The organism is Candidatus Methylomirabilota bacterium (assembly GCA_035709005.1).
In the GTDB taxonomy this organism is placed as follows: domain Bacteria; phylum Methylomirabilota; class Methylomirabilia; order Rokubacteriales; family CSP1-6; genus 40CM-4-69-5.
In genome coordinates, this window is the sequence record DASTFB010000008.1 from 14,080 (window position 1) to 32,675 (window position 18,596).

Genomic DNA, 18,596 nt, shown 5'->3' on the forward strand with positions numbered 1-18,596 from the left:
GGCCATCCAGATGTTCGCGGGCGCCGTGTCGGCGAGACAGCATGGCTTCGTCACCAGCGCAGCAGGGCGCCCTCGGCCGTGAAGCCGGGGCCGAGCCCGATCATGAGGCCCCAATCGCCGGGCATCGGCGACGCGGCCCGCAGCGTCTCTTCGAGGACGAAGAGAATCGTCGCGGAGGACATGTTGCCGTACTTCCGCAGCACCGTCCGGGCATGCGTCATTTCGTCCTCGCCGAGGCCGAGGAGGCCGGCCGCTCGCTCCAGCACCCGGCGGCCGGCCGAGTGCAGCACCCAGTAGCGGATGTCCTCCTGCTTGAGGCCCTGAGCCTCCATGAGCACCCGGGCCATGTCCTTGAGCATGGCTGGCCCGATCCGGCGCACCTCCTTGGACAGCACGATCCGGGGACGGCCGCCCGGGTATTCGAACCCCATCGCGTCGAGGTGCTCCGGGCGGAAGAGCGTCCGGTGGACCACGATGGCTGGTCCCGGGGCCTCGACGGTCAGGGCCAGGGCGCCGGCGCCATCGGCGAAGATGGCGTGGGCCACCGCCGACTCCAGGCGGTGGTCCAGATAGTACGCCGCCGAGCAGATCTCGACGGCTACGACGAGCGCCCGGTGACTGGGAAAGGCCCGCAGGTGATTCCAGGCCTGCTGCAGGGCGACCATCGCCGACGCACACCCGGTGTCGCCGATGTGGGCGCGCTGGACATCGGGACGACAGCCCAGCCGTGCGACCAGGTGCGCATCCAAACTGGGAGTCAGCCGCCCGGTGCACGTCGTGGTCACCAGAAGATCGAGGTCGCCGACGCCCCAGCCCGCGCGCATCAGGGCCCGGCGCGCCGCCGCCTCTCCCAGCCCCAGCGCCCCCTCGGCGAACCGGGCTTGCATCTCGTCCACGGTCTCGTCGGGCTTGAACCGCGCGGGATCGATGCACAGGTACCGGCTCTCGATGTCGCTGCGCTCGAAGAAGCCGCGGCGCTGCGCATCGGCGTAGCCGGCCAGGGCGAGGAGGTCGGCCTGCGTGAAGCGATGCGGCGGCGAGGCCGTCGCCACCGCCGCAACCCGCGGATACGTCATGGGCGTCTCGCTCGACATGGGAGGTTCGCGTAAGATTGGGTCGACAGACCCGAGGATACTGCGAGGGCCCGTTCCATGCCACTGTTCAGCTTCGAAGGAAAGCGCCCACGGGTGCATCCCTCTGCCTTCATCGCACCGACGGCCGTGTTGATCGGCGACGTCACCGTCGAAGCGAACGCATCGGTGTGGTACAACGCCGTCGTGCGCGCGGATTTCGGGCCGGTGGTCATCCGGCGCGGCGCCAACGTCCAGGATTGCGCGGTCGTTCACGTCACCCCCGTGAATCCCGTGGAGATCGGCGCCGGCGCTACCGTGGGCCATACCTGCGTCATCCACGGCGCCGTGCTGGAGGACGAGGCGCTGGTCGGCAACGGCGCGACCGTGCTCGACGGCGCGCGCATCGGGGCGCGGGCCATGGTGGCGGCCGGGGCGCTGGTGACGCCCGGTACCGCCATCCCGGCCGACGTCCTGGCCGTGGGAGCGCCGGCACGAGTGAAGGGGCCGCTGGCCGGCACGGCCGCCGAGTTCTGGGTACGCGCCAATCCCAGCGGCTACCAGGCGCTGGCCCAGCGACACAAGGCCGGCGTCGGCCCCGTCGACGCATGACGCTCATCCATCCCGAGCGACACTTCACCGGCAATCGCGCCGTCCGCGACCTGGTGCTGGGCATGGCCGACGGCCTCACCGTGCCCTTCGCGCTGGCCGCCGGGCTCAGCGGGGCCATCGACACCACGTGGATCATCGTGGTGGCCGGGCTCGCCGAGATCGCAGCCGGGGCCATCGCCATGGGGCTGGGCGGGTACCTGGCGGCGCGCAGCGATGCCGAGCACTACGAGAGCGAGCGGCGCCGGGAGCAGCGCGAGGTGCGCGACAAGCCCCAGGCCGAGGCCGCCGAGGTGTTCGCAGTGCTGGAGGCCTACGGCGTGAAGGCCGAAGCGGCGACACCGCTCGTGCAGGCCCTGCAGCGCGACCCCGATCGGTGGGTGGACTTCATGATGCGCTTCGAGCTCGGGCTGGAGCGCCCGGACCCCCGGCGGGCGCTGCGCAGCGCCATCACCATCGGCGGCGCCTACGTCCTGGGGGGCCTCATCCCGCTGTGGCCGTACATGGTGATCGGGCACGTCATCACCGCGCTGACCGTCTCCTCGGCGGTGACCATCGTCGCCCTGCTCGTGTTCGGGTACGTCAAAGGACGGTTCACCGGCGCCCCACCCATCCCCAGCGCTCTGGGAACCGCCCTCATCGGCGGCGTCGCCGCCGGGGTGGCCTTCGCCATCGCCCAGGCCATCACCTGATTCGGCCCGCGGCGGCTAGCTGACCCGCGTAACGACCTGCTCGTCCGAGAGCAGGGCGAAGATCCGGCGCAGCAACGTCTCGTGGTCGGCGATGTTGTGAGGGAACAGTCGCAGCTGGGTGAGGGTGATCAGGTCGACGGTGTGCAGAGCGTCCCCGCCGGCCGTCGCCATCGCCTGGAAGCACGAGCGCCCCGGCGCCGGATGGTCGGTGACCACGATGAGCTGGAGCATCGGACACCGACGGCGCGCGATCGCGAACAGAGACGACCCTCGCCGTTGGCTCTCCAGCGCGATGAATGCTTCGACGAACGGCTTGTAGGTGACGCCCAGCGGCACCTCGCGCTCCACACCATCGGCGTCGGGCACGTTGATGCTCAAGCGCGGGACGATGTCGTCGCGGACGAAGCGAAACCGTGCACGCTCGGGGAGGAGCGCCTTCACCTGGTAGCGAGCGCGGCGGAACATCGACTCCACCAGGGCCATCGCGATCCGGTCTTTGGCTTCGGTGACGTCCACGGTCACGACAGAGAGCAAGAGGAGGGCCAGGGTCAGGCCGCCTGCGGCCTCGTCCTTTCAGCTAGTTGGGCGTCGGATCGGTGTCGTCGGGGTGTCAGCCTGGCAGGCGCCGATCGCGGGTCGACAGGGTTGTCAGCGCCCCTGGAAGCGTGGGGCCCGCTTCTCCTTGAACGCCGCCACCCCTTCGGCGTGGTCAATTGTTTGCCGCACCACCGCCATGTGCGAGGAGACCAGATCCAGATGCGTGCGGAGGTCGAGGCGGAGGCTCTGGTAGACCAGGCGCTTGATCATTCGGATCGGGATCTGCGGGCCCTCGGCGATCTGCCGGGCGAGCGCATAGGTCGCCTCGGCCAGCTCGGAGGTGGGGACCACGCGGTTGACGATGCCCAGCCGCAGCGCCTCGGCCGCCTCGATGAAGTCCGCCGTCCACAGCAGCTCCAGGGCCTTGGCGGGCCCGACCAGCCGCGGCAGGAAGTAGGTGTCGCCATCGCCGGGCACGAGCCCGACCTTCACGTAGCCCGTCGAGAAGCGCGCATCCTGAACGGCCACGCGCACATCGCACATGAGGCACATGCCCATCCCGGCGCCGACGGCCAGGCCGTTGACCATGGCGATGACCGGCTTGTCCATCGCCTCGAGGGTCCGGGGCACGCGGTGGATGTTCTCCCAGAGCTGGTTCTTGTGCTCGAGCGGGGTCGGCGCCCCTTGTCCCATGCGTCCGACGTCGCCGCCGGCGCAGAAGGCGCGGCCGGCGCCAGTGACGACGACCACGTGCACGGCGTCGTCGGCCTGGGCCTCGGCGAGAGAGCGGGCCCAGGCGTCGATCATGGGGCCGGTGAACGCGTTGAGCTTGTCCGGCCGGTTCAGCGTGATGGTGGCGATACGGTCCTTCACCTCGTAGAGCAGATCGCTCATCCGCGCCTCCGCGCCGCTCAGTCTTTGGGCAGGCCGAGCACGCGCTCGCTCAGGATGTTTCTCAGAATCTCCGACGTGCCGGCCCGGATCCCGCTGGCCTGGGCCAGCAGCGCATAGAATTCCCACTGCCCCTCGTCGAGCGCCCACCGGGAGCCGGCGGTGAGCTGCGAGACGGGCCCCAGCACCTCGGTGGCCGTCTGGGCCAGCTCCTGATCCACCTGGCTCCAGAAGAGCTTGGACGTCGAGCCTTCCGGCCCCGGCTGGCCGCCGCGCAGGATCTTGGTCAAGCTGCGATAGGCGTTGAGCTGCAGCGCTTGCTCGCCGATCCACAGGCCCGCGACCTTCTGGCGAACGACGCGATCCGGGGCCCGGCCGTGCTCCTGCACGAGGCGCACGAGGCGCTGGACGGCCGTGCGAAGCGAGACGTGCCGGATGAAGGTGAGGAGGTCGCGCTCGTAGGCCAGCGTGGTGATGGCTACGGCCCACCCCTCGTTGAGCCGGCCGACCAGGTTCTCGGCGGGCACGCGCACGCCGTCGAAGAACACCTCGTTGAATTCGGCCTCCCCGGTCATCTGGCGCAACGGCCGCACCGTGATCCCGGGCGAGCGCATGTCGACCAGCAGGAAGCTGATGCCTTTGTGCCGCGGCGCTTGCGGGTCGGTGCGGACCAGGAGGAAGCACCAGTCGGCGACGTGCGCCATGCTCGTCCAGACCTTCTGCCCGGTGACGACGAACGTGTCACCGTCTCGCCCGGCCCGTGTCTGGAGGTTGGCCAGGTCGGATCCCGCATTCGGCTCGGAAAAACCCTGACACCACAGATCCTCCGCCGTCAGGATCCGGGACAGGAACCGTTGCTGTTGGGCGGGAGTGCCGTACTTCATCAGAGTCGGGCCGAGCATGGAGAGCCCGCCTCGATTGACCGGCTGGGGCGACTCGGCGCGCGCCATCTCCTGGTAGAGGATGATCTGCTCCACCAGCGTGGCCCCGCGGCCACCGAACTCGCGTGGCCAGTCGATGCCGACGTAGCCGGCCTCGTACATGGTCTTCTGCCAGGCCCGCAGCTTGCGGATCTCGGCCTGATCGGCGCGGGAGGCGGCGAAGCCCCGCCCGCGCAGATCGTCGGGCAGCGTGCGCTCGAGCCACTGCCGGACCTCCTTGCGGAAGGCCTCTTGCTCCGGCGTGAAATCGAAGTCCATCAGTCTTCCTCCCGCCGCGATTGTCCCGGCGGATCGCCTCGGACGACGGGGCCCCAGCCCCGCGACGTCCTGCGGCTCGCACGACCTGTCCATTTGCTCGCCTCGGACGGCGGGGCCCCAGCCCCGCGACGTCCTGCGGCTCGCACGACCTGTCCATCGGCTCGCCTCGGACGACGGGGCCCCCGCCCCGCGACGTCCTGCGGCTCGCACTACCACATCACGCACCCGCCGTCGACCATGAGGGCCTGGCCCGTGATGTAGCGGGCCTCGTCGGAGGCCAGGAAGACGGCGGCCGCGCCGATGTCCTCCGGCTCCTGCTCGCACTTCATCGGCACGATGTCGCTGACCCGCTTGTCGAACACCTGTCGCGGCGTGAGGCCGGCGAAGGCCGGGTTGGTCTGGGCGATGTGGGCGGCCAGCTTCTGCCAGAAGTCGGTCCACAGGACGCCGGGACAGATGGCGTTCACGGTGATCCGGTGGGCGGCCAGCTCCTTGGCCACCACCCGCGTGAACGTGATCACCCCCTGCTTGGCCACGCTGTAGGCGGGCATGGTCACCGCCGCCAGGGGGCCCGCGATGGAGGCGATGTTGATGATCCGCCCGGCCTTGCGCTCGATGAAGTACGGCGCGACGGCCTTGCAGGCGAGGAACACCGACTTGGTATTGACGGCGAAGGTCCGATCCCAGTCCTCCTCGGTGTTGTTGGTGAAGGGCATGCCGGGCGGAGCGGCCATGCCGGCGTTGTTCACGAGGATGTCGATCTTGCCGAACGATTCGCGCGTGCGGTCGACCATCGTCTTGACGTCGGCGGCGCTCGTCACGTCGGCCTTCATGGCCATCGCCTTCCGGCCCAGCCCCTTGATCTCGTCGGCGACCTTCTCGGCGTTCAGGACCTGGATGTCGGGGATGGCGATGTCCGCGCCCTCGCGGGCCATAGCCATCGCGATCCCCCGCCCGATGCCACTGCCTCCGCCCGTGATGATCGCCACCTTGCCGCTGAGCCGCATGCGCGTCCTCCGATCTCCTATAATCCAAGCCTTCCAAGCCTTCGGGAGGCCCAATGACAGCACAGCCGCTCAGAAGCCGCAACTGGTTCGGGCGCCGGGACCTCGATGGATTCGTCCATCGCTCCTGGCTGAAGACCGAGGGGTTCAGCGACCTCGTGTTCGACGGCCGCCCCGTGATCGGCATTGCCAACTCCTGGTCCGAGCTCACCACCTGCAACGCCCACCTGCGCCAGGTCGCCGACGCGGTCAAGCGCGGAGTGTGGAGCGCGGGAGGCTTCCCGCTGGAGTTCCCCACCATCTCGCTGGGCGAAGTCCTCATGAAGCCCACCACCATGCTGTTCCGCAACCTCATGGCCATGGACGTCGAGGAGTGCCTGCGGGCCTATCCGCTGGACGCGGTGGTGCTCCTGTCCGGCTGCGACAAGACCACCCCCGCCATGCTGATGGGCGCGGCCTCCGCCGACATCCCGGCGATCATGGTCACCGGCGGGCCGATGCTGCGGGGCAAGTGGCGCACCGAAGAGCTGGGGTCGGGCACCGATGCCTGGCGGCTGTGGGCCGAACGACGGGCCGGGCGGCTCACCGACGAGGAACTGTGCGAGGCGGAAGCATGCATGTCCCGGTCGGCCGGCCACTGCATGGTGATGGGCACCGCATCCACGATGGCGTCCATGGCCGAGGCCCTCGGCATGACGCTGCCCGGCAACGCCGCCGTTCCGGCCTCGGACTCCCGCCGGCTCGTCCTGGCCGAGCTGTCCGGACGCCGCGCCGTGGAGATGGCCCTGGTCGGGGGGCCCACGCCGTCCCGGATCATGACCGCCGAGGCCTTCGACAACGCCATCCGCGCCGACATGGCCATCGGCGGATCGACGAACGCGATCATCCACCTGGTGGCGATCGCCGGCCGCCTCGGGCTGGCGTTGCCGCTGGCCCGGTTCGACACGCTGTCGCGGGGCACGCCCCTGCTGGTGAACGTCCGGCCGTCGGGCAAATACCTCATGGAGGACTTCTTCTACGCCGGCGGGCTGCCGGCGGTGCTCAACCAGCTCTTGCCGTTGCTCCATGGCGGCGCCTTGACCGTGAACGGGGCCACGCTGGCCGACAACGTGAGCACCGCCCGGTGTTACAACGACGACGTCATACGCCCGCTGGCGTTGCCGCTCGCCCCGGAGGGGGGCACCGTCGTGCTTTCGGGGAACCTCTGTCCGGACGGGGCGGTCCTCAAGCAGTCGGCCGCGTCGGCCGAACTGCTTCGGCATCGCGGCCGCGCCGTCGTCTTCGACGACCATGCCGACCTGCACCGTCGGATCGACGATCCCGGGCTGCCGATCGACGAGCAGTCCGTGCTCGTGCTCAAGCACGCCGGCCCGCGAGGGGCGCCGGGCATGCCGGAGTGGGGGGCGGCGCCGATCCCCGCCCGGCTCTTGCGGCAGGGCGTGCGGGACATGGTGCGGATCTCGGACGCCCGCATGAGCGGCACCTCGTACGGCACCGTCGTGCTCCACGTGGCGCCCGAGTCGGCCATCGGCGGCCCGCTCGGGTTGGTCCGCGACGGCGATGAGATCGAGCTCGACGTCCCCGCCCGGCGGCTGACGCTGCTGGTGACGGAAGACGAGCTTGCCCGGCGGCGCGCGGTCTGGCGCCCGCGCCCGCCACATTTCACCCGAGGCTACGGCAAGCTCTTCCTCGACCACGTCCTGCAGGCGAACGAAGGATGCGACTTCGACTTCCTGCGCGGCCAGACACCCGTACGCGTCGAGGACACGGCGGGCCCCTCGCACACCTGAAGAGCGTCCGTCAGGGCGCTTGCACGGCCGAGAGCGCCCACGACCAGCCCGTATCGTCCAGTCTCGCCGCTTCGCGGCGGCCGCCGACTGCCGATCTGACCGTCGCTCTCGAGGGTGCCGCCCCCGCCGTTGTCGTGGCCGCTCGCCAGCCCCGAACGTACACGACCCGCTCCGGGAGTGGCACCGGGGCCTGGACACGACGCACCCGCTGAACCGGGCGGGCGTCCTGCTCGTCCACCGCCGGGAGCTCGGATCGTGCGGTGAGCGACTCCCTTACCGGCGGGGTCCAGTCCAGCGGGCGAGCGGCCACCACGATCACCATCGTCGCGATCACCATCACGATCGTGGGGGGCAGCGCCATCGGGGCCTCCCAGCGGGAGAGCCCGGTCGCCCGCCAGCTGGTCAGGTCTCGACGGATCCGGCCGGTGCAACGGGGACAGACGCCGTCGGCGAGGACGACGCCGCGGCCCTTCCAGGAGGCGACACCGTACACCCGGGGATACCGGAAATAGCGGCGGTGCCAGACGCAACGCTTCAGGACCACGACACACCATGGAGCAAGTCACGTGCCTTGACACGCGGTCGCGAATTGCGCGGCCTTTCAGGGCCGACGGCCGCCCCGGGGGCGCGGATGTGCAAGCCGATGCCGTCTTGTGTGACGCTCGAGCGCATCTCTCAGGGATCCCCCCGATTCACGGAGCAACCGTCGGGCCGGCGCGAGCTCGAGCCCGGTGCGAGCGATGAGGACGGCCAGCCGGACACGGCCGCCGGCAGCCCGTAGCGCGCGACGAGCGGCCGGCGGCGAGACGGCGGCCAACTGCTGGACGAGACGCGACGCTCTGGCTCGGAGCTTGGCCGACCGCGGCTGGACGTCGATCATCAGATTCCCGTGCACCCGGCCCAGCCGGGCCATGCTGGCCATCGTCAGCGTGTTGAGGACGAGCTTCGTGACGGTGCCCGCCTTGAGGCGGGTGGAGCCGGCGAGCACCTCCGGCCCAGGCGCCACGGCGATCACGACCTCGGCGGCCGTGCGCGCGGGGCGCGGATTGCACACGACGAGCACCGTGCGAGCGGCGAGCCGGCGCGCCTCGGCGAGCCCTGCCCGCACGAAGGGGGTGACGCCGCTGGCGGAGACTCCGACCAGGACATCGCCCGCCCGCAGTCGTTGCCGCACGGTCCGTGCCGCCGCCCTGGCATCGTCTTCGGCCCCCTCGCGCGAACGGAAGACGGAGGCCCGACCGCCCGCCATGATGGCCTGTACGAGGCCCGGCGGCGTCCCGAACGTCGGCGGGCACTCGGCGGCCTCCAGGACCCCGAGGCGCCCGGAAGTGCCGGCCCCCATGAAGAAGAGCCGTCCCCCTCGGGACAGCGCCTCGACGATCAGATCCACGGCTCGGCCGACGGCGGGTACAGCGTGTCGCACGCGCCGTACGGCCGCCTGATCCTCGCGGTTCATCAAGCGAGCGATGCCGAGCGCCGTCATGCGGTCGAGCGCGCGACTCGCAGGATTTGCGCGTTCCGTGGACAGCCCGGCCCAGGGCCCCCGGCGCATGCTGGGCCGCATCGTACCGCGGATTTCTGGCCGGGCGGTCACGAGCCGGATACTATCGACGCGTGCTCCGGGTGCGTTCCGGCCTCGAGGTGCTGTTGAGAGATCGCCGAGCGCTCCTCCGGGGTCGGCACATCGCGCTCCTGGCCCACCAGGCCTCGGTCAGCTCGGGTCTCGAGCACGCCGCCCACCTGCTGCGCGGGGCGCCGGGCGGGCGGCTCGTCCGGCTCTTCGCCCCCGAGCACGGCCTCTGGGGAGCGGCTCAGGACCACGCTACGGTCGCCAGCACGCGAGAGCCGATGACCGGGCTGCCGGTGCTGAGCCTCTACGGCCGACGGCGATCGCCGGCGGCAGGAACGCTGCGGCGGCTCGACGCCGTCGTCGTGGACCTTCAGGATGTCGGGGCCCGCTACTACACCTTCGTGTGGACGATGGCGCTGACCATGTCGGCCTGCGCCCGCGCCGAGGTGCCGGTCATCGTCCTGGACCGTCCCAACCCGCTGGGCGGTGAAGTTGTGGAGGGCAACATCCCCGATCCGGCATTTGCGTCATTCGTCGGCCTCTTTCCCTTGCCGGCCCGACACGGCATGACGATCGGAGAGCTGGCGGGTTATCTCAACAGCCGTCACCGCCTCGGCTGCGACCTCACCGTGGTGGCCATGCAGGGCTGGCGCCGCCAGATGCTCTGGGAGGATACCGGGCTGCCCTGGGTCGCTCCGTCGCCGAACATGCCCACGCCCGACACCGCCCGTGTCTACCCGGGCGGGTGCCTCATCGAGGGGACGAACCTCTCCGAGGGCCGGGGCACGACGCGTCCGTTCGAATGGATCGGCGCTCCCTACCTCGATCCTCGCCGTTACGCGACGGCTCTCGAGCGTCTCGGGCTGCCCGGCGTGCGGTTCCGGCCCCTGCGCTTCCGGCCCACCTTCCACAAGTGGGCAGGGCGACTCTGCGGTGGCGTCCAGCTCCACGTGACGGATCGCGGCCGCTTCAAGCCGTTCCTCTCCGGTCTCGCTCTGCTCGCGGTGGCGCAGCGGCAGGCGCCGCGAAGCTTCGCGTGGCGGCAGCCACCGTACGAGTTCGAGCCCAGGCGCCTGCCCATCGACATCCTGCTCGGCACGGACCTGATCCGGCAGGGCCTGCAGCGGAATACCGCCCTCGCCACGCTCGAGCGCCGGTGGCGGCCGGCGCTCTCCGCGTGGATGCGATCGCGCCGGCCGTTTCTCATGTACCGGTGAAGGGCTGACGCCGCGGAGCGCGGCGCGCCTCTCAGAAGAGGTTCGAAAAGAAGTTCTTGACGCTTTGACCGAAGGACGAGGCGCCGTCCTTGACGTGCTGCCAGGTCGTCTTGGCCTTGGGCTCGGCGGCCTTGCCGGCCTCCTTCAGCTTCTCGCCGCTGTACTTGGCTCCCTCGACCACCGTGTTGCCGATTCCCTTCGCTGTCTCCTCGACGCCCTCGCCGATCTTCCCCTTGCCGATCTTCCGGGCCCCGGACTCCACTTGCCCCGTCGCCGCCTTCACCTTGCGGTCATCGGCGGCCCAGCCGGGCAACGCCCATGCGATGGTCATCGCCAGGGCCAGCGCGCTGACGAATGCGTTCATGGCAACCTCCGCTGTGCTTCTCGCTGCATGAAGCCTACTACCGGCTATCGAGGGTAGCCGCGGGCGCGGAGACAGATCGCGTACACCGCGGCGGAGCCGACCGGCTGGACCTCATCCAGTCTGGTCGCGTACTCCTCGCACGCTTTATCGATCGCCTCCGACAGACCTGCCGGCTCCAGCGTCGTCGGGGGCGCTGTACTGGTGGGCAGCAGCCTCCCCGCCGCGGGTGGCCCCAGCGGCGACGTCTCCGGCGCAGCCGCCGGCAATATCGGCATCGGCCCCGAGCCACTCCAGTTCGCAACCACCAGCCCCGATACGAGCGCCGCTGCCATGACGATGGCCATGCCGATCGCCCCAAGCGTCCAGAGACTCCATCGATCGTCGAGCATGCCGCTCCCTCGGAATACGGCCTAGGCGAGTGAGATCACTGCGCCGAGAAGCACCTCGGCCAGCATGAGAATCGTGATCAGTCCAAGGATCAGCCATCGTCCCATTCCGGTCGCGTTGCCCATGGCGATCGAGTCTTGCAGCACGCATGCCAGAGTCGAGGAGTCGTGCTGCGACGGGCAGTTGCGCGGCGTGTCCGGGTCGGGCCAGCCAGCTTCTGTGTCACCTCGTCGACGAATGTCGCCAGCAGTGCGCCGAACTTGGCCCCGGCGGAGGATAGAATCGCGTCGTGGCCGACATCGAAGCGCTGGCGGGCGAACAGCTCATGTTCGGGCTGCCGGGCCCCACGCTGTCCCCCGCCGACATCGCCCTCTTCCGGGAGACCAGAGCGGCCGGGCTCATCCTCTATCGCCGGAACTTCGAGAGCCCGGCCCAGGTGGTTCGCCTGATCCACGACCTGGAGGACGCGCTCGAGCGGAGGCTGCTCGTGGCGACCGACCACGAAGGCGGTCGCGTGATCATGCTCGGCCGAGACGTCACCGTCTTCCCGGATAACCTCGCCGTAGGCACCGCCGGGGACGAGGCCTTCGCCTATCGTCAAGGACTGTACGAAGCCAGGGAGTTGCGCCGATTCGGCGTCGACCTCAACCTCGGCCCCGTGCTCGACGTGCTGACGGAGCGGTACAGCCCGAACATCGGCATCCGCTCGTACGGTAAGGATCCCTCGTGTGTCGCCCGCTACGGCATCGCTCGCATTCGAGGCATGGCCGAGGGTGGGCTCGCGGCGTGCGCCAAGCACTTCCCCGGCAAGGGGCACTCTCCCCTGGACGCCCACCTGCGTTTGCCTCGCATCGACTCCACCTGGGACGAGATGCGCGCGATCCACCTGGTGCCGTTCGCGGAAGCGATCGCCGCCGGCGTGGCGTGCGTGATGACCTCTCACCCCGTGTACCGGAACCTCGATCCATCCGGCGTGCCGGCGACCTTCTCACGACGCATCGTGACCGATTGCCTGCGTGGAGAGCTCGGATTCTCGGGCGTCGTGGTCTCCGATGATCTGGAGATGGGGGCCATCACCGAGACCTGTCCCATCGCCGAGGCCACCGTGCGGGCGGCGGCGGCCGGGCACGATCTGCTCCTCGTGTGCCACACCGAGGGCGCTCAGCGCGCCGCCGCCCGGGCGCTTGTCGATGCGTACCGCTCCGGGACCCTGTCCAAAGACGAGCTGGACGCGGCGGCGGAGCGAATCCGCCGGCTGTGCCGCCCCGACTCCCCGCGCTTTACGCCAGGGCCACCGCACGCCGAGCCGGATGGCCCGGCGCTAGCCGGCGCGATGGCCACCCGTGCCGTCACGCTCGTGGCTTCCGTACCAGGCGGCTTTGCCAGGCGGCTGAACGGGCAGGCCACCGTCGTATTTCCACGCCTGTCCGACCTGGCCGCCCGCATCACGATCGAGCCCGAGCTGATGGACGAAAAGAAGTACCTTTCACGGACCTTCGCCACGATCGGGATCGAGCCGGATGCCGTGCTGGTCGGCATCGAGCCCGCTCCGGCCGAGATCGAGGCGGCGGCGGGGGCGGCCGCGGTGGCCGACGGCACGATCCTCTTTCTCTACGACGCCCACCTGTACGCTTCGAATCGGGCGCTGCTCGATGCCCTGCAAGCGCGAGCCCGACACCTGGCTGTCGTCTTGCTGCGGGATCCCTACGATGCGGCGCTGCTCCAGGCGGGCGTGCTCGGAATCACGGCGTTCGGGTTCCGACGCTGTCAGCTGGACGCCGTGATCGCCCGGCTGGGGAGTCTCTGAGCCGGCATGGGCCCCGGGCTTCGCCACGCCCATGCCCGACGGAATCACCCGCGGCGGTTCATCAGCTGGTAGGCGTGAGTCGCGGTTAGGGAGAGGAGGATGGTGCCGGCGGTGCCGATGATCACGAGCCAGGACCAGGCGAAGGCGACGACACCGGTTTCCGATAGCACGAGCAGCACGAGATTCAGCGAGGCCATGACGAGCATCGCCGCGACGTTCGCCCAGTCGCGCACCGGACGGGTCGTGACCAGCCCCAGGAGGAACACGCCCAGCAAGGAGCCGAACGTCACCCCGGCGATCTTGAAGGCCAGCCACAAAATCTGATCGAACGCCGAGAACGCGTGGGCGATGCCGCCGAGGACGAGCCCGAACACCACCACGGCTCCCCGGGAGACGAGCAGGTAGTGGCGCTCCGACCGTCGCGGGGCCAGCAGCGGGCGGTAGATGTCGGTCACGAAGGAGGCGGACAGCGAGCCGAGCGGCGAGTCGATCGAGGCCAGCACGATAGCGCTCAACATGAGGCCCCGCAACACAGCCGGCGTCTGCTGCACGAAGTGCGGCAGTATCTCGTCGGGCCGGGACACCGGCAGCTCCGGGTGCTGGGCATAGAAGGTGTAGAGCGCGGCCCCCAGCCCGAGGTAGATGACGAGGGTGAGGAGCGTGCCCAGCGGCGTGAGGGATAGGGTGATCTGGCTTCGGCGGCGCGTCTCGACCGTCAGCAAGCGCTGCATGAGGTCGTGGTCGGTGCCGAAGGCGGCCATGGAGCCCACCAGGCCGTTGAGCACGGCCACCCAGATGATGTTCGGGTCCGAGAACACCTGACGCCAGAAGTGGGAGTCGCCGGGAGGCGGCCCCCAGTTGACGATGTCCAGGCGCCCGGCCCCACCGGCCAGGGCCACGATGGCAGGCATACCCCCCTCCACCTGAGCGATGGCCCAGCCCAGCGTGGCGGCGCCCGCCAGCAGGAACACCAGCGCCTGGAAGACGTTCGTCCACACGATGGCCTTCACGCCGCCGGCGGCGATGTAGAGGATCGATACCGCGACGAAGATGGCGATCGTGGGCAGGAGTGGCCAGCCGAGCAGGATCGACACGGCCAGGGCGGCGGCCATCAGGCGTACCCCGGAGCCGAGCAGTCGGGTGACGAAAAAGAAGAGCGCGGCGGTCACCTGGCTGGCCTGCCCGAAGCGATCCCGCAGGAATTCATAGATGGTGACGACCTGGTGTCGATAGAAGGCGGGAATGAACAACCACGCCACCGCGAACTTGGCCAGCGAGGACCCCACGAAGAACTGCAGATACTGCCAGTTCTCGCTGTAGGCCGTGGCCGGGACCGAGATGATCGTGACCGCGCTGATCTCGGTGGCCAGAAAGCTCAGGCAGGCCGCCCACCAGGGCACCCGGCGCCGGGCCAGGAAGAAGTCGACGGTGTCGCGCTGGCGGCTGAAGCCGGCGCCGATGAGGAGCAGCAGGGCCAGGCAGAAGGCGAGGACCGCGTAGTCAGACCAGGCCAGGCCGGGCACGACCGCGGGCACGCCCCATCATACTGCGGAGACGCCCGTCAGCTGCGATCGACGATGGTGCGGGCGGGGACCTGCTTCTTGCGCAACCGGTCCATCAGCTCATCCCAGGAGTCGAGCTTGATGATCCGGTTGAACTCGCTGCGGTACGTGGAGACGAAGCTCACGCCGTCGATGAGGACGTCGTAGACTTTCCAGCCGCCGTCGGTCAGGTGCAGCCGGTAGTCGAGCCCGACTTCCCTCCGCTGCGTCGTCTGGACCCGCGAGCGCACGGTGGCGTACTCGCCGTCGATGACCTCGCTCGTGTACAGGATCCGCTCGCCCGAATACGCCTCGATCTTTCCCACGTACGCGCGCTCCAGGAGCTCGGTGAACAGGGCGACGAACTCGGCTTGCTCCTCCGGGCTCCGTCCGGTCCAGTGACGGCCCAGCGCCCGGCGGGAAACCTCGTCGAAGTCGAAGAGCTCGCTGGCGATCCGTCGGATCTCCGTTCGCGCGCCATCGGTCTGAGGGCGGCCGGCCCGGGCGAGCCGGGGGCGCTGCTGCGCAGCATCGAGCGTCTGGATCACCCGGGTCACGGCGGACTGCACCACGTCGCGTGGCGCGATGCCCTGCGCCCCTGCGCTAGCGATCAACAGCCATGCGGCCAATGCCCTGCCTATTTTCTTTCCCCTTGTCCGATGCCGGTCGAGCACCCTAGTGGAGCATCGGGCGTGCCACGCGAGCGCCGGTTTAAACGCCCGATTTCCCGGTGATCGTCCGGCCCCCGGTGACCGAGAATACGGACAAGAAGGCACGCGCATGATCAGGATTAGACAGGGCCAGTGTGGTGGCCCCGACCTCGTGGTCGGGGCCGATCTGGGCGCGACGTGGGTGCGCGTCCAGGCGCGGCGCCGGGGAAAGCCGCTGGCGCCATTCACTTCCCGGGCCGCGCCGGTGTCGGAAATCGGCAAACTGTTTCATGCGCTCTGGCGCCGACGCGGCTGGACGTCGGGCAGAGTCGGGGCGCTGGTCGTGGCATCGCGCGGCGTGTGGACGGCCGGCGAGCGTCGCGCGCTCGCTTACCGGCTCGGCGGCCTGGCCCGCCGCGTGGTCGTCCTCTCTGATGCCCAGGCCGCCCATCTCGGCGCGCTCGGAGGCCGGCCCGGCGTGCTCGTCCTGAGCGGCACCGGATCGATCGTCATCGGACGAAGCCCCCGCGGCCGCTGGGCACGGGCCGGCGGCCTGGGACCGTTGCTGGGTGACGAGGGCTCCGGCTTCTGGCTGGGCCAGCAGTGGCTGCGCCTCACGACGAGGGGCGAGGATTTTCATCCCGCGCGACGTCTGGTGACCGGTCCGAATCCCGTGATGCGTATCGCGTCCCTGGCACCCGTCGTCATCCGGCGCGCCCGAGCGGGCGACGCCCGCGCCCGGGCCATCGTGCGAGCCGGGCAAGCCCATCTGGCCAGTCAAGCGGCCGACGTGGCGAAACGGCTGCGCCTGGATCGGCCCGTGACACTGAGCTGGGCGGGCAGCGTCCTGGACGATCGGTGGTTCCGCGCCGGCCTCAAGCGGGCGGTTCGGCGCGCCGGCTTGCCGGCGCGCTGGCAGCCGCCGCGCGAGGCGCCCGTGGCGGCTGCGGCCAGACTGGCCAGTCTGGCAGCGCCCGCGCGGCCTCGCCGGACGGCGAGCCGAGGGGCTGGCCGGGCCCGACGAACGTGACGCGACGTCGGAAGGCCGGCGCCCGGTCGCGCCGGCTCGTCATCAACGTATGCCCCCTGGAAGCCGGGTCTGTCAGCTTGCCGGTGACGACAGGGCTCCGGGCGGTACGGATGGATGCCCGGGCGATCCGACGACACCTCGAGGAGCTGATCCGAGCGCGTGGCCTGGATGATCGCATCCGGGTCCGCGAGGCCTGCGCCGGCGGCTGCAGCGGGAGCGGACCGAACGTGAGCGTCACCATCTACCCGGCGCAGCGGCCAGGCGAGCCGCCGGACGGAATCGCGATCGGCTGGCGGACCTACGTCTACTCGCTCGCCAGCCTCCATTCCCTCGCCGCCATCATCGACGACAATCTTTAATGCTGGAGAGGGCACGAGACGCGCCCCCTCCAGACCTCCCCATTCGCGTCAGGTGTCACTACGGTCGCTGTCTCACCTGCCTGTGCCCCCGGCGGGGACGCGCCCCCTCCAGACCTCCCCGCCCGCGTGACGATGGCCCGCTCCGACTAAAGCCACCCTGCCCGCTTGAAACGGAAGTAGAGGAAGGAGCAGGCGCCCAGCATGAGGGCCAGCGCGACGGGATAGCCGAACCACCAGGTCACTTCTGGCATGAAGCGGAAGTTCATGCCGTAGATGCTGGCGATCAGCGTGGGGACGGCGATGATGGCGGCCCAGCTCGTGAGCCGCTTGACCACGTCGGCCTGTGACACCGAGATCAGCGAGAGGTTGGCCTCCAGCGCGGCGCTGAGGAGCTCGCGCAGGGTGTCGAGCATCTCGTTGATGCGCACGACGTGATCGTAGACGTCGCGGAAGTACGGGCGGGCGGCTTCGGGAATCAGGGCCAGCTCGAAGCGCATCAGCCGGTTGGTGATGTCCACGAGGGGCGAGACGGCGTGCCTGAGCGCCAGCAGCTCGCGCTTGAGCCGGTAGATGCGGGTCGTCGTGGACCGGTCGAAGTGCTCGGTGAAGATCTCCTCCTCGAGACTCTCGAGCTGATCCTCCAGGGCCTCCACGACCGGAAAGTAGTGGTCCACGATGAAATCCATCAGCGCATAGAGGACGAACCCCGGGCCCAGCTTCAGCAGCTCGGGGTTGGCCTCGCCGCGGACCCGGACGGCCTCGTAGGACAGGGACGAGCCGTGGCGAACGGAGACGACGTAGCGAGGGCCCACGAAGATGTGCGTCTCGCCGGTCTCCAGCCGCCTGTCCGGCCCCACGCGGACGGTGCGCAGCACCACGAAGAGGGAGCCGTCGTAGAGCTCGAGCTTGGGCCGCTGGTGCGCTTGCAGCGCGTCCTCGACGGCGAGGTCGTGCAGCCCGAATTCGTCCTGCATCTTGCGGAGCAGGGGCTCGTCGGGCTCGTGCAGATCGATCCAGATGAACTTCCCGTCGTCCTGCTTGAGGACCTCGCTGATATCGTCCAGCGCCACATCGGCGCTGCGGCGGCCGCCGGCATAGACGGCGCAGCTGACGGCCCCGCTCATCACCGGCCTCGGCTCACCGTGCGGCGGCGATGAGCGCGGGCAATTCCTCGAGCCACTCCTCGATGGGCCGGGTCCCCTCCACCGTGATCTCCAGCTTGCCTGCGGGCAACCGGCGCACCCGCCCGGGGGACGCCGGTCCCAGGGGGATCACCAGCATCTCGCGATGGATGCCCAGGGCGTCGGTGACGGCGAAGATCGCGTCGATCTCCTTCATGGTGACGACCTGGAGCATGGCGGCTAGGTGACCTTCACCACGCGGCCGCCAGTCATCTTGGCCAGATCCTGAGGCGTGAGCCGGAAGAGCGCGTTCGGCGTGCCGCCCGCCGCCCAGACCTCCGCGTGCGTCATCAGATCCTGGTCGATGAACGTCTCGAGCGGCTTGAGATGGCCGATCGGCGGCACGCCGCCGATGGCATACCCGGTGTGCTCGCGGACGAAGGCCGGCTTGGCCTTGTCCAGCGCTTCCTTCAGCAGCACGCCGATGCGCCATTCGTTGACCTGATTGGCCCCGCTGACGATGACGAGCACTGGCCGCTCCGACTGCCGCCCCTTGAAGACCAGCGACTTCGCGATCTGATCCACCTGGCAGCCGACCAGCCGGGCGGCTTCGGCCGCCGTCCGCGTAGGCTGCAGAGACTCCACCACCTGATAGGGGAAGCCCAGGGCGGTGAGCGCGTCCTGGACCTTCTGCGCGCTGGGGCTCAGTGGCTCGGCCACGGTGGCTAGCCTATGCGAGCCGCCGGCGAAAATCGAGC

Annotated in this window: 21 protein-coding genes; 7 read left to right on the forward strand and 14 right to left on the reverse strand. The window is 69.8% G+C overall.

Annotated elements, in window-relative coordinates; all coding sequences use genetic code 11:
- Positions 1-50: 50 nt before the first annotated feature.
- The gene (locus VFR64_01075; GenBank protein ID HET9488334.1) at positions 51-1,076 is read right to left on the reverse strand and encodes a 3-oxoacyl-[acyl-carrier-protein] synthase III C-terminal domain-containing protein; all 1,026 of its coding nucleotides are present in this window, start codon (positions 1,074-1,076) and stop codon (positions 51-53) included.
- A gap of 75 nt (positions 1,077-1,151) precedes the next feature.
- On the opposite strand from VFR64_01075, the gene VFR64_01080 reads away from it, so the two are divergent.
- Entirely contained in the window at positions 1,152-1,682 is a 531-nt protein-coding gene (locus tag VFR64_01080) for a gamma carbonic anhydrase family protein (protein HET9488335.1), read from the forward strand.
- Entirely contained in the window at positions 1,679-2,371 is a 693-nt protein-coding gene (locus VFR64_01085; GenBank protein HET9488336.1) for a VIT1/CCC1 transporter family protein, read from the forward strand. The genes VFR64_01080 and VFR64_01085 overlap by 4 nt, the downstream gene beginning before the upstream one ends.
- A 15-nt stretch (positions 2,372-2,386) precedes the next feature.
- Here VFR64_01085 and VFR64_01090 read toward each other — a convergent pair whose 3' ends face one another.
- From VFR64_01090 to VFR64_01105, 4 genes are all read right to left on the reverse strand, one after another.
- Positions 2,387-2,893, reverse strand: a complete 507-nt coding sequence (locus VFR64_01090; protein ID HET9488337.1) for a hypothetical protein — start codon at positions 2,891-2,893, stop codon at positions 2,387-2,389.
- 126 nt (positions 2,894-3,019) lie between these two features.
- Positions 3,020-3,802, reverse strand: a complete 783-nt coding sequence (locus VFR64_01095; protein HET9488338.1) for an enoyl-CoA hydratase — start codon at positions 3,800-3,802, stop codon at positions 3,020-3,022.
- 17 nt (positions 3,803-3,819) lie between these two features.
- The gene (locus tag VFR64_01100; protein ID HET9488339.1) at positions 3,820-4,998 is read right to left on the reverse strand and encodes an acyl-CoA dehydrogenase family protein; all 1,179 of its coding nucleotides are present in this window, start codon (positions 4,996-4,998) and stop codon (positions 3,820-3,822) included.
- Between the two features lie 209 nt (positions 4,999-5,207).
- On the reverse strand, positions 5,208-6,005 hold the full coding sequence (locus VFR64_01105; GenBank protein HET9488340.1) for a glucose 1-dehydrogenase: 798 nt from the start codon (positions 6,003-6,005) through the stop codon (positions 5,208-5,210).
- 53 nt (positions 6,006-6,058) lie between these two features.
- On the opposite strand from VFR64_01105, the gene VFR64_01110 reads away from it, so the two are divergent.
- Positions 6,059-7,792 carry an IlvD/Edd family dehydratase gene (locus tag VFR64_01110; GenBank protein HET9488341.1) on the forward strand — a complete coding sequence of 578 codons (1,734 nt, stop codon included), beginning with the start codon at positions 6,059-6,061 and terminating at the stop codon, positions 7,790-7,792.
- 10 nt (positions 7,793-7,802) lie between these two features.
- Here the strand turns inward: VFR64_01110 and VFR64_01115 are convergent, their stop codons facing one another.
- A complete protein-coding gene (locus VFR64_01115) occupies positions 7,803-8,336 on the reverse strand; it encodes a hypothetical protein (protein HET9488342.1) in 534 nt (177 codons plus the stop codon).
- Positions 8,337-8,393: 57 nt separating this feature from the next.
- Complete coding sequence (murQ, locus tag VFR64_01120; protein HET9488343.1) at positions 8,394-9,344, reverse strand: N-acetylmuramic acid 6-phosphate etherase; 951 nt, start codon at positions 9,342-9,344, stop codon at positions 8,394-8,396.
- A gap of 62 nt (positions 9,345-9,406) precedes the next feature.
- Here murQ and VFR64_01125 point away from each other — a divergent pair, with 62 nt between their 5' ends.
- The gene (locus VFR64_01125) at positions 9,407-10,579 is read left to right on the forward strand and encodes a DUF1343 domain-containing protein (GenBank protein ID HET9488344.1); all 1,173 of its coding nucleotides are present in this window, start codon (positions 9,407-9,409) and stop codon (positions 10,577-10,579) included.
- A gap of 31 nt (positions 10,580-10,610) precedes the next feature.
- Here the strand turns inward: VFR64_01125 and VFR64_01130 are convergent, their stop codons facing one another.
- Positions 10,611-10,943 (reverse strand): hypothetical protein, encoded by a 333-nt coding sequence (locus VFR64_01130; GenBank protein ID HET9488345.1) that lies wholly within the window; start codon positions 10,941-10,943, stop codon positions 10,611-10,613.
- A 44-nt stretch (positions 10,944-10,987) separates the two neighbouring features.
- Positions 10,988-11,332: a hypothetical protein gene (locus VFR64_01135; protein HET9488346.1), complete on the reverse strand. Its 345-nt coding sequence runs from the start codon at positions 11,330-11,332 to the stop codon at positions 10,988-10,990.
- 287 nt (positions 11,333-11,619) lie between these two features.
- Here VFR64_01135 and nagZ point away from each other — a divergent pair, with 287 nt between their 5' ends.
- Positions 11,620-13,137, forward strand: a complete 1,518-nt coding sequence (gene nagZ, locus VFR64_01140; GenBank protein ID HET9488347.1) for a beta-N-acetylhexosaminidase — start codon at positions 11,620-11,622, stop codon at positions 13,135-13,137.
- A gap of 44 nt (positions 13,138-13,181) precedes the next feature.
- Here nagZ and VFR64_01145 read toward each other — a convergent pair whose 3' ends face one another.
- Together VFR64_01145 and VFR64_01150 are read right to left on the reverse strand one after the other, a co-directional pair.
- The gene (locus tag VFR64_01145) at positions 13,182-14,672 is read right to left on the reverse strand and encodes a sodium/solute symporter (GenBank protein HET9488348.1); all 1,491 of its coding nucleotides are present in this window, start codon (positions 14,670-14,672) and stop codon (positions 13,182-13,184) included.
- 26 nt (positions 14,673-14,698) lie between these two features.
- Entirely contained in the window at positions 14,699-15,247 is a 549-nt protein-coding gene (locus VFR64_01150) for an ABC transporter substrate-binding protein (GenBank protein ID HET9488349.1), read from the reverse strand.
- Positions 15,248-15,458: 211 nt separating this feature from the next.
- Here VFR64_01150 and VFR64_01155 point away from each other — a divergent pair, with 211 nt between their 5' ends.
- Positions 15,459-16,358, forward strand: a complete 900-nt coding sequence (locus VFR64_01155) for a BadF/BadG/BcrA/BcrD ATPase family protein (GenBank protein HET9488350.1) — start codon at positions 15,459-15,461, stop codon at positions 16,356-16,358.
- Positions 16,355-16,717: a hypothetical protein gene (locus VFR64_01160; GenBank protein HET9488351.1), complete on the forward strand. Its 363-nt coding sequence runs from the start codon at positions 16,355-16,357 to the stop codon at positions 16,715-16,717. The genes VFR64_01155 and VFR64_01160 overlap by 4 nt, the downstream gene beginning before the upstream one ends.
- 146 nt (positions 16,718-16,863) lie before the next feature.
- On the opposite strand, the gene corA is transcribed toward VFR64_01160, so the two are convergent.
- From corA to VFR64_01175, 3 genes are read right to left on the reverse strand one after another with little or no spacing between them, the layout of a single operon-like run.
- Entirely contained in the window at positions 16,864-17,841 is a 978-nt protein-coding gene (corA, locus tag VFR64_01165; GenBank protein HET9488352.1) for a magnesium/cobalt transporter CorA, read from the reverse strand.
- A gap of 13 nt (positions 17,842-17,854) precedes the next feature.
- A complete protein-coding gene (locus VFR64_01170) occupies positions 17,855-18,073 on the reverse strand; it encodes a hypothetical protein (protein ID HET9488353.1) in 219 nt (72 codons plus the stop codon).
- 5 nt (positions 18,074-18,078) lie between these two features.
- A complete protein-coding gene (locus VFR64_01175) occupies positions 18,079-18,558 on the reverse strand; it encodes a YbaK/EbsC family protein (GenBank protein ID HET9488354.1) in 480 nt (159 codons plus the stop codon).
- Between the last annotated feature and the right edge of the window lie 38 nt (positions 18,559-18,596).

What these genes read in the sequence shown, in the direction of transcription:
- VFR64_01170 (HET9488353.1), bottom strand. Translation starts at nt 18,073, where the DNA reads ATGCTCCAGGTCGTCACCATGAAGGAGATCGACGCGATCTTCGCCGTC.
- VFR64_01075 (HET9488334.1), bottom strand. Translation starts at nt 1,076, where the DNA reads ATGACGTATCCGCGGGTTGCGGCGGTGGCGACGGCCTCGCCGCCGCAT.
- VFR64_01155 (HET9488350.1), top strand. Translation starts at nt 15,459, where the DNA reads ATGATCAGGATTAGACAGGGCCAGTGTGGTGGCCCCGACCTCGTGGTC.
- murQ (HET9488343.1), bottom strand. Translation starts at nt 9,344, where the DNA reads ATGCGCCGGGGGCCCTGGGCCGGGCTGTCCACGGAACGCGCAAATCCT.
- VFR64_01110 (HET9488341.1), top strand. Translation starts at nt 6,059, where the DNA reads ATGACAGCACAGCCGCTCAGAAGCCGCAACTGGTTCGGGCGCCGGGAC.
- VFR64_01085 (HET9488336.1), top strand. Translation starts at nt 1,679, where the DNA reads ATGACGCTCATCCATCCCGAGCGACACTTCACCGGCAATCGCGCCGTC.
- VFR64_01095 (HET9488338.1), bottom strand. Translation starts at nt 3,802, where the DNA reads ATGAGCGATCTGCTCTACGAGGTGAAGGACCGTATCGCCACCATCACG.
- VFR64_01105 (HET9488340.1), bottom strand. Translation starts at nt 6,005, where the DNA reads ATGCGGCTCAGCGGCAAGGTGGCGATCATCACGGGCGGAGGCAGTGGC.
- VFR64_01135 (HET9488346.1), bottom strand. Translation starts at nt 11,332, where the DNA reads ATGCTCGACGATCGATGGAGTCTCTGGACGCTTGGGGCGATCGGCATG.
- VFR64_01080 (HET9488335.1), top strand. Translation starts at nt 1,152, where the DNA reads ATGCCACTGTTCAGCTTCGAAGGAAAGCGCCCACGGGTGCATCCCTCT.
- corA (HET9488352.1), bottom strand. Translation starts at nt 17,841, where the DNA reads ATGAGCGGGGCCGTCAGCTGCGCCGTCTATGCCGGCGGCCGCCGCAGC.
- VFR64_01100 (HET9488339.1), bottom strand. Translation starts at nt 4,998, where the DNA reads ATGGACTTCGATTTCACGCCGGAGCAAGAGGCCTTCCGCAAGGAGGTC.
- VFR64_01130 (HET9488345.1), bottom strand. Translation starts at nt 10,943, where the DNA reads ATGAACGCATTCGTCAGCGCGCTGGCCCTGGCGATGACCATCGCATGG.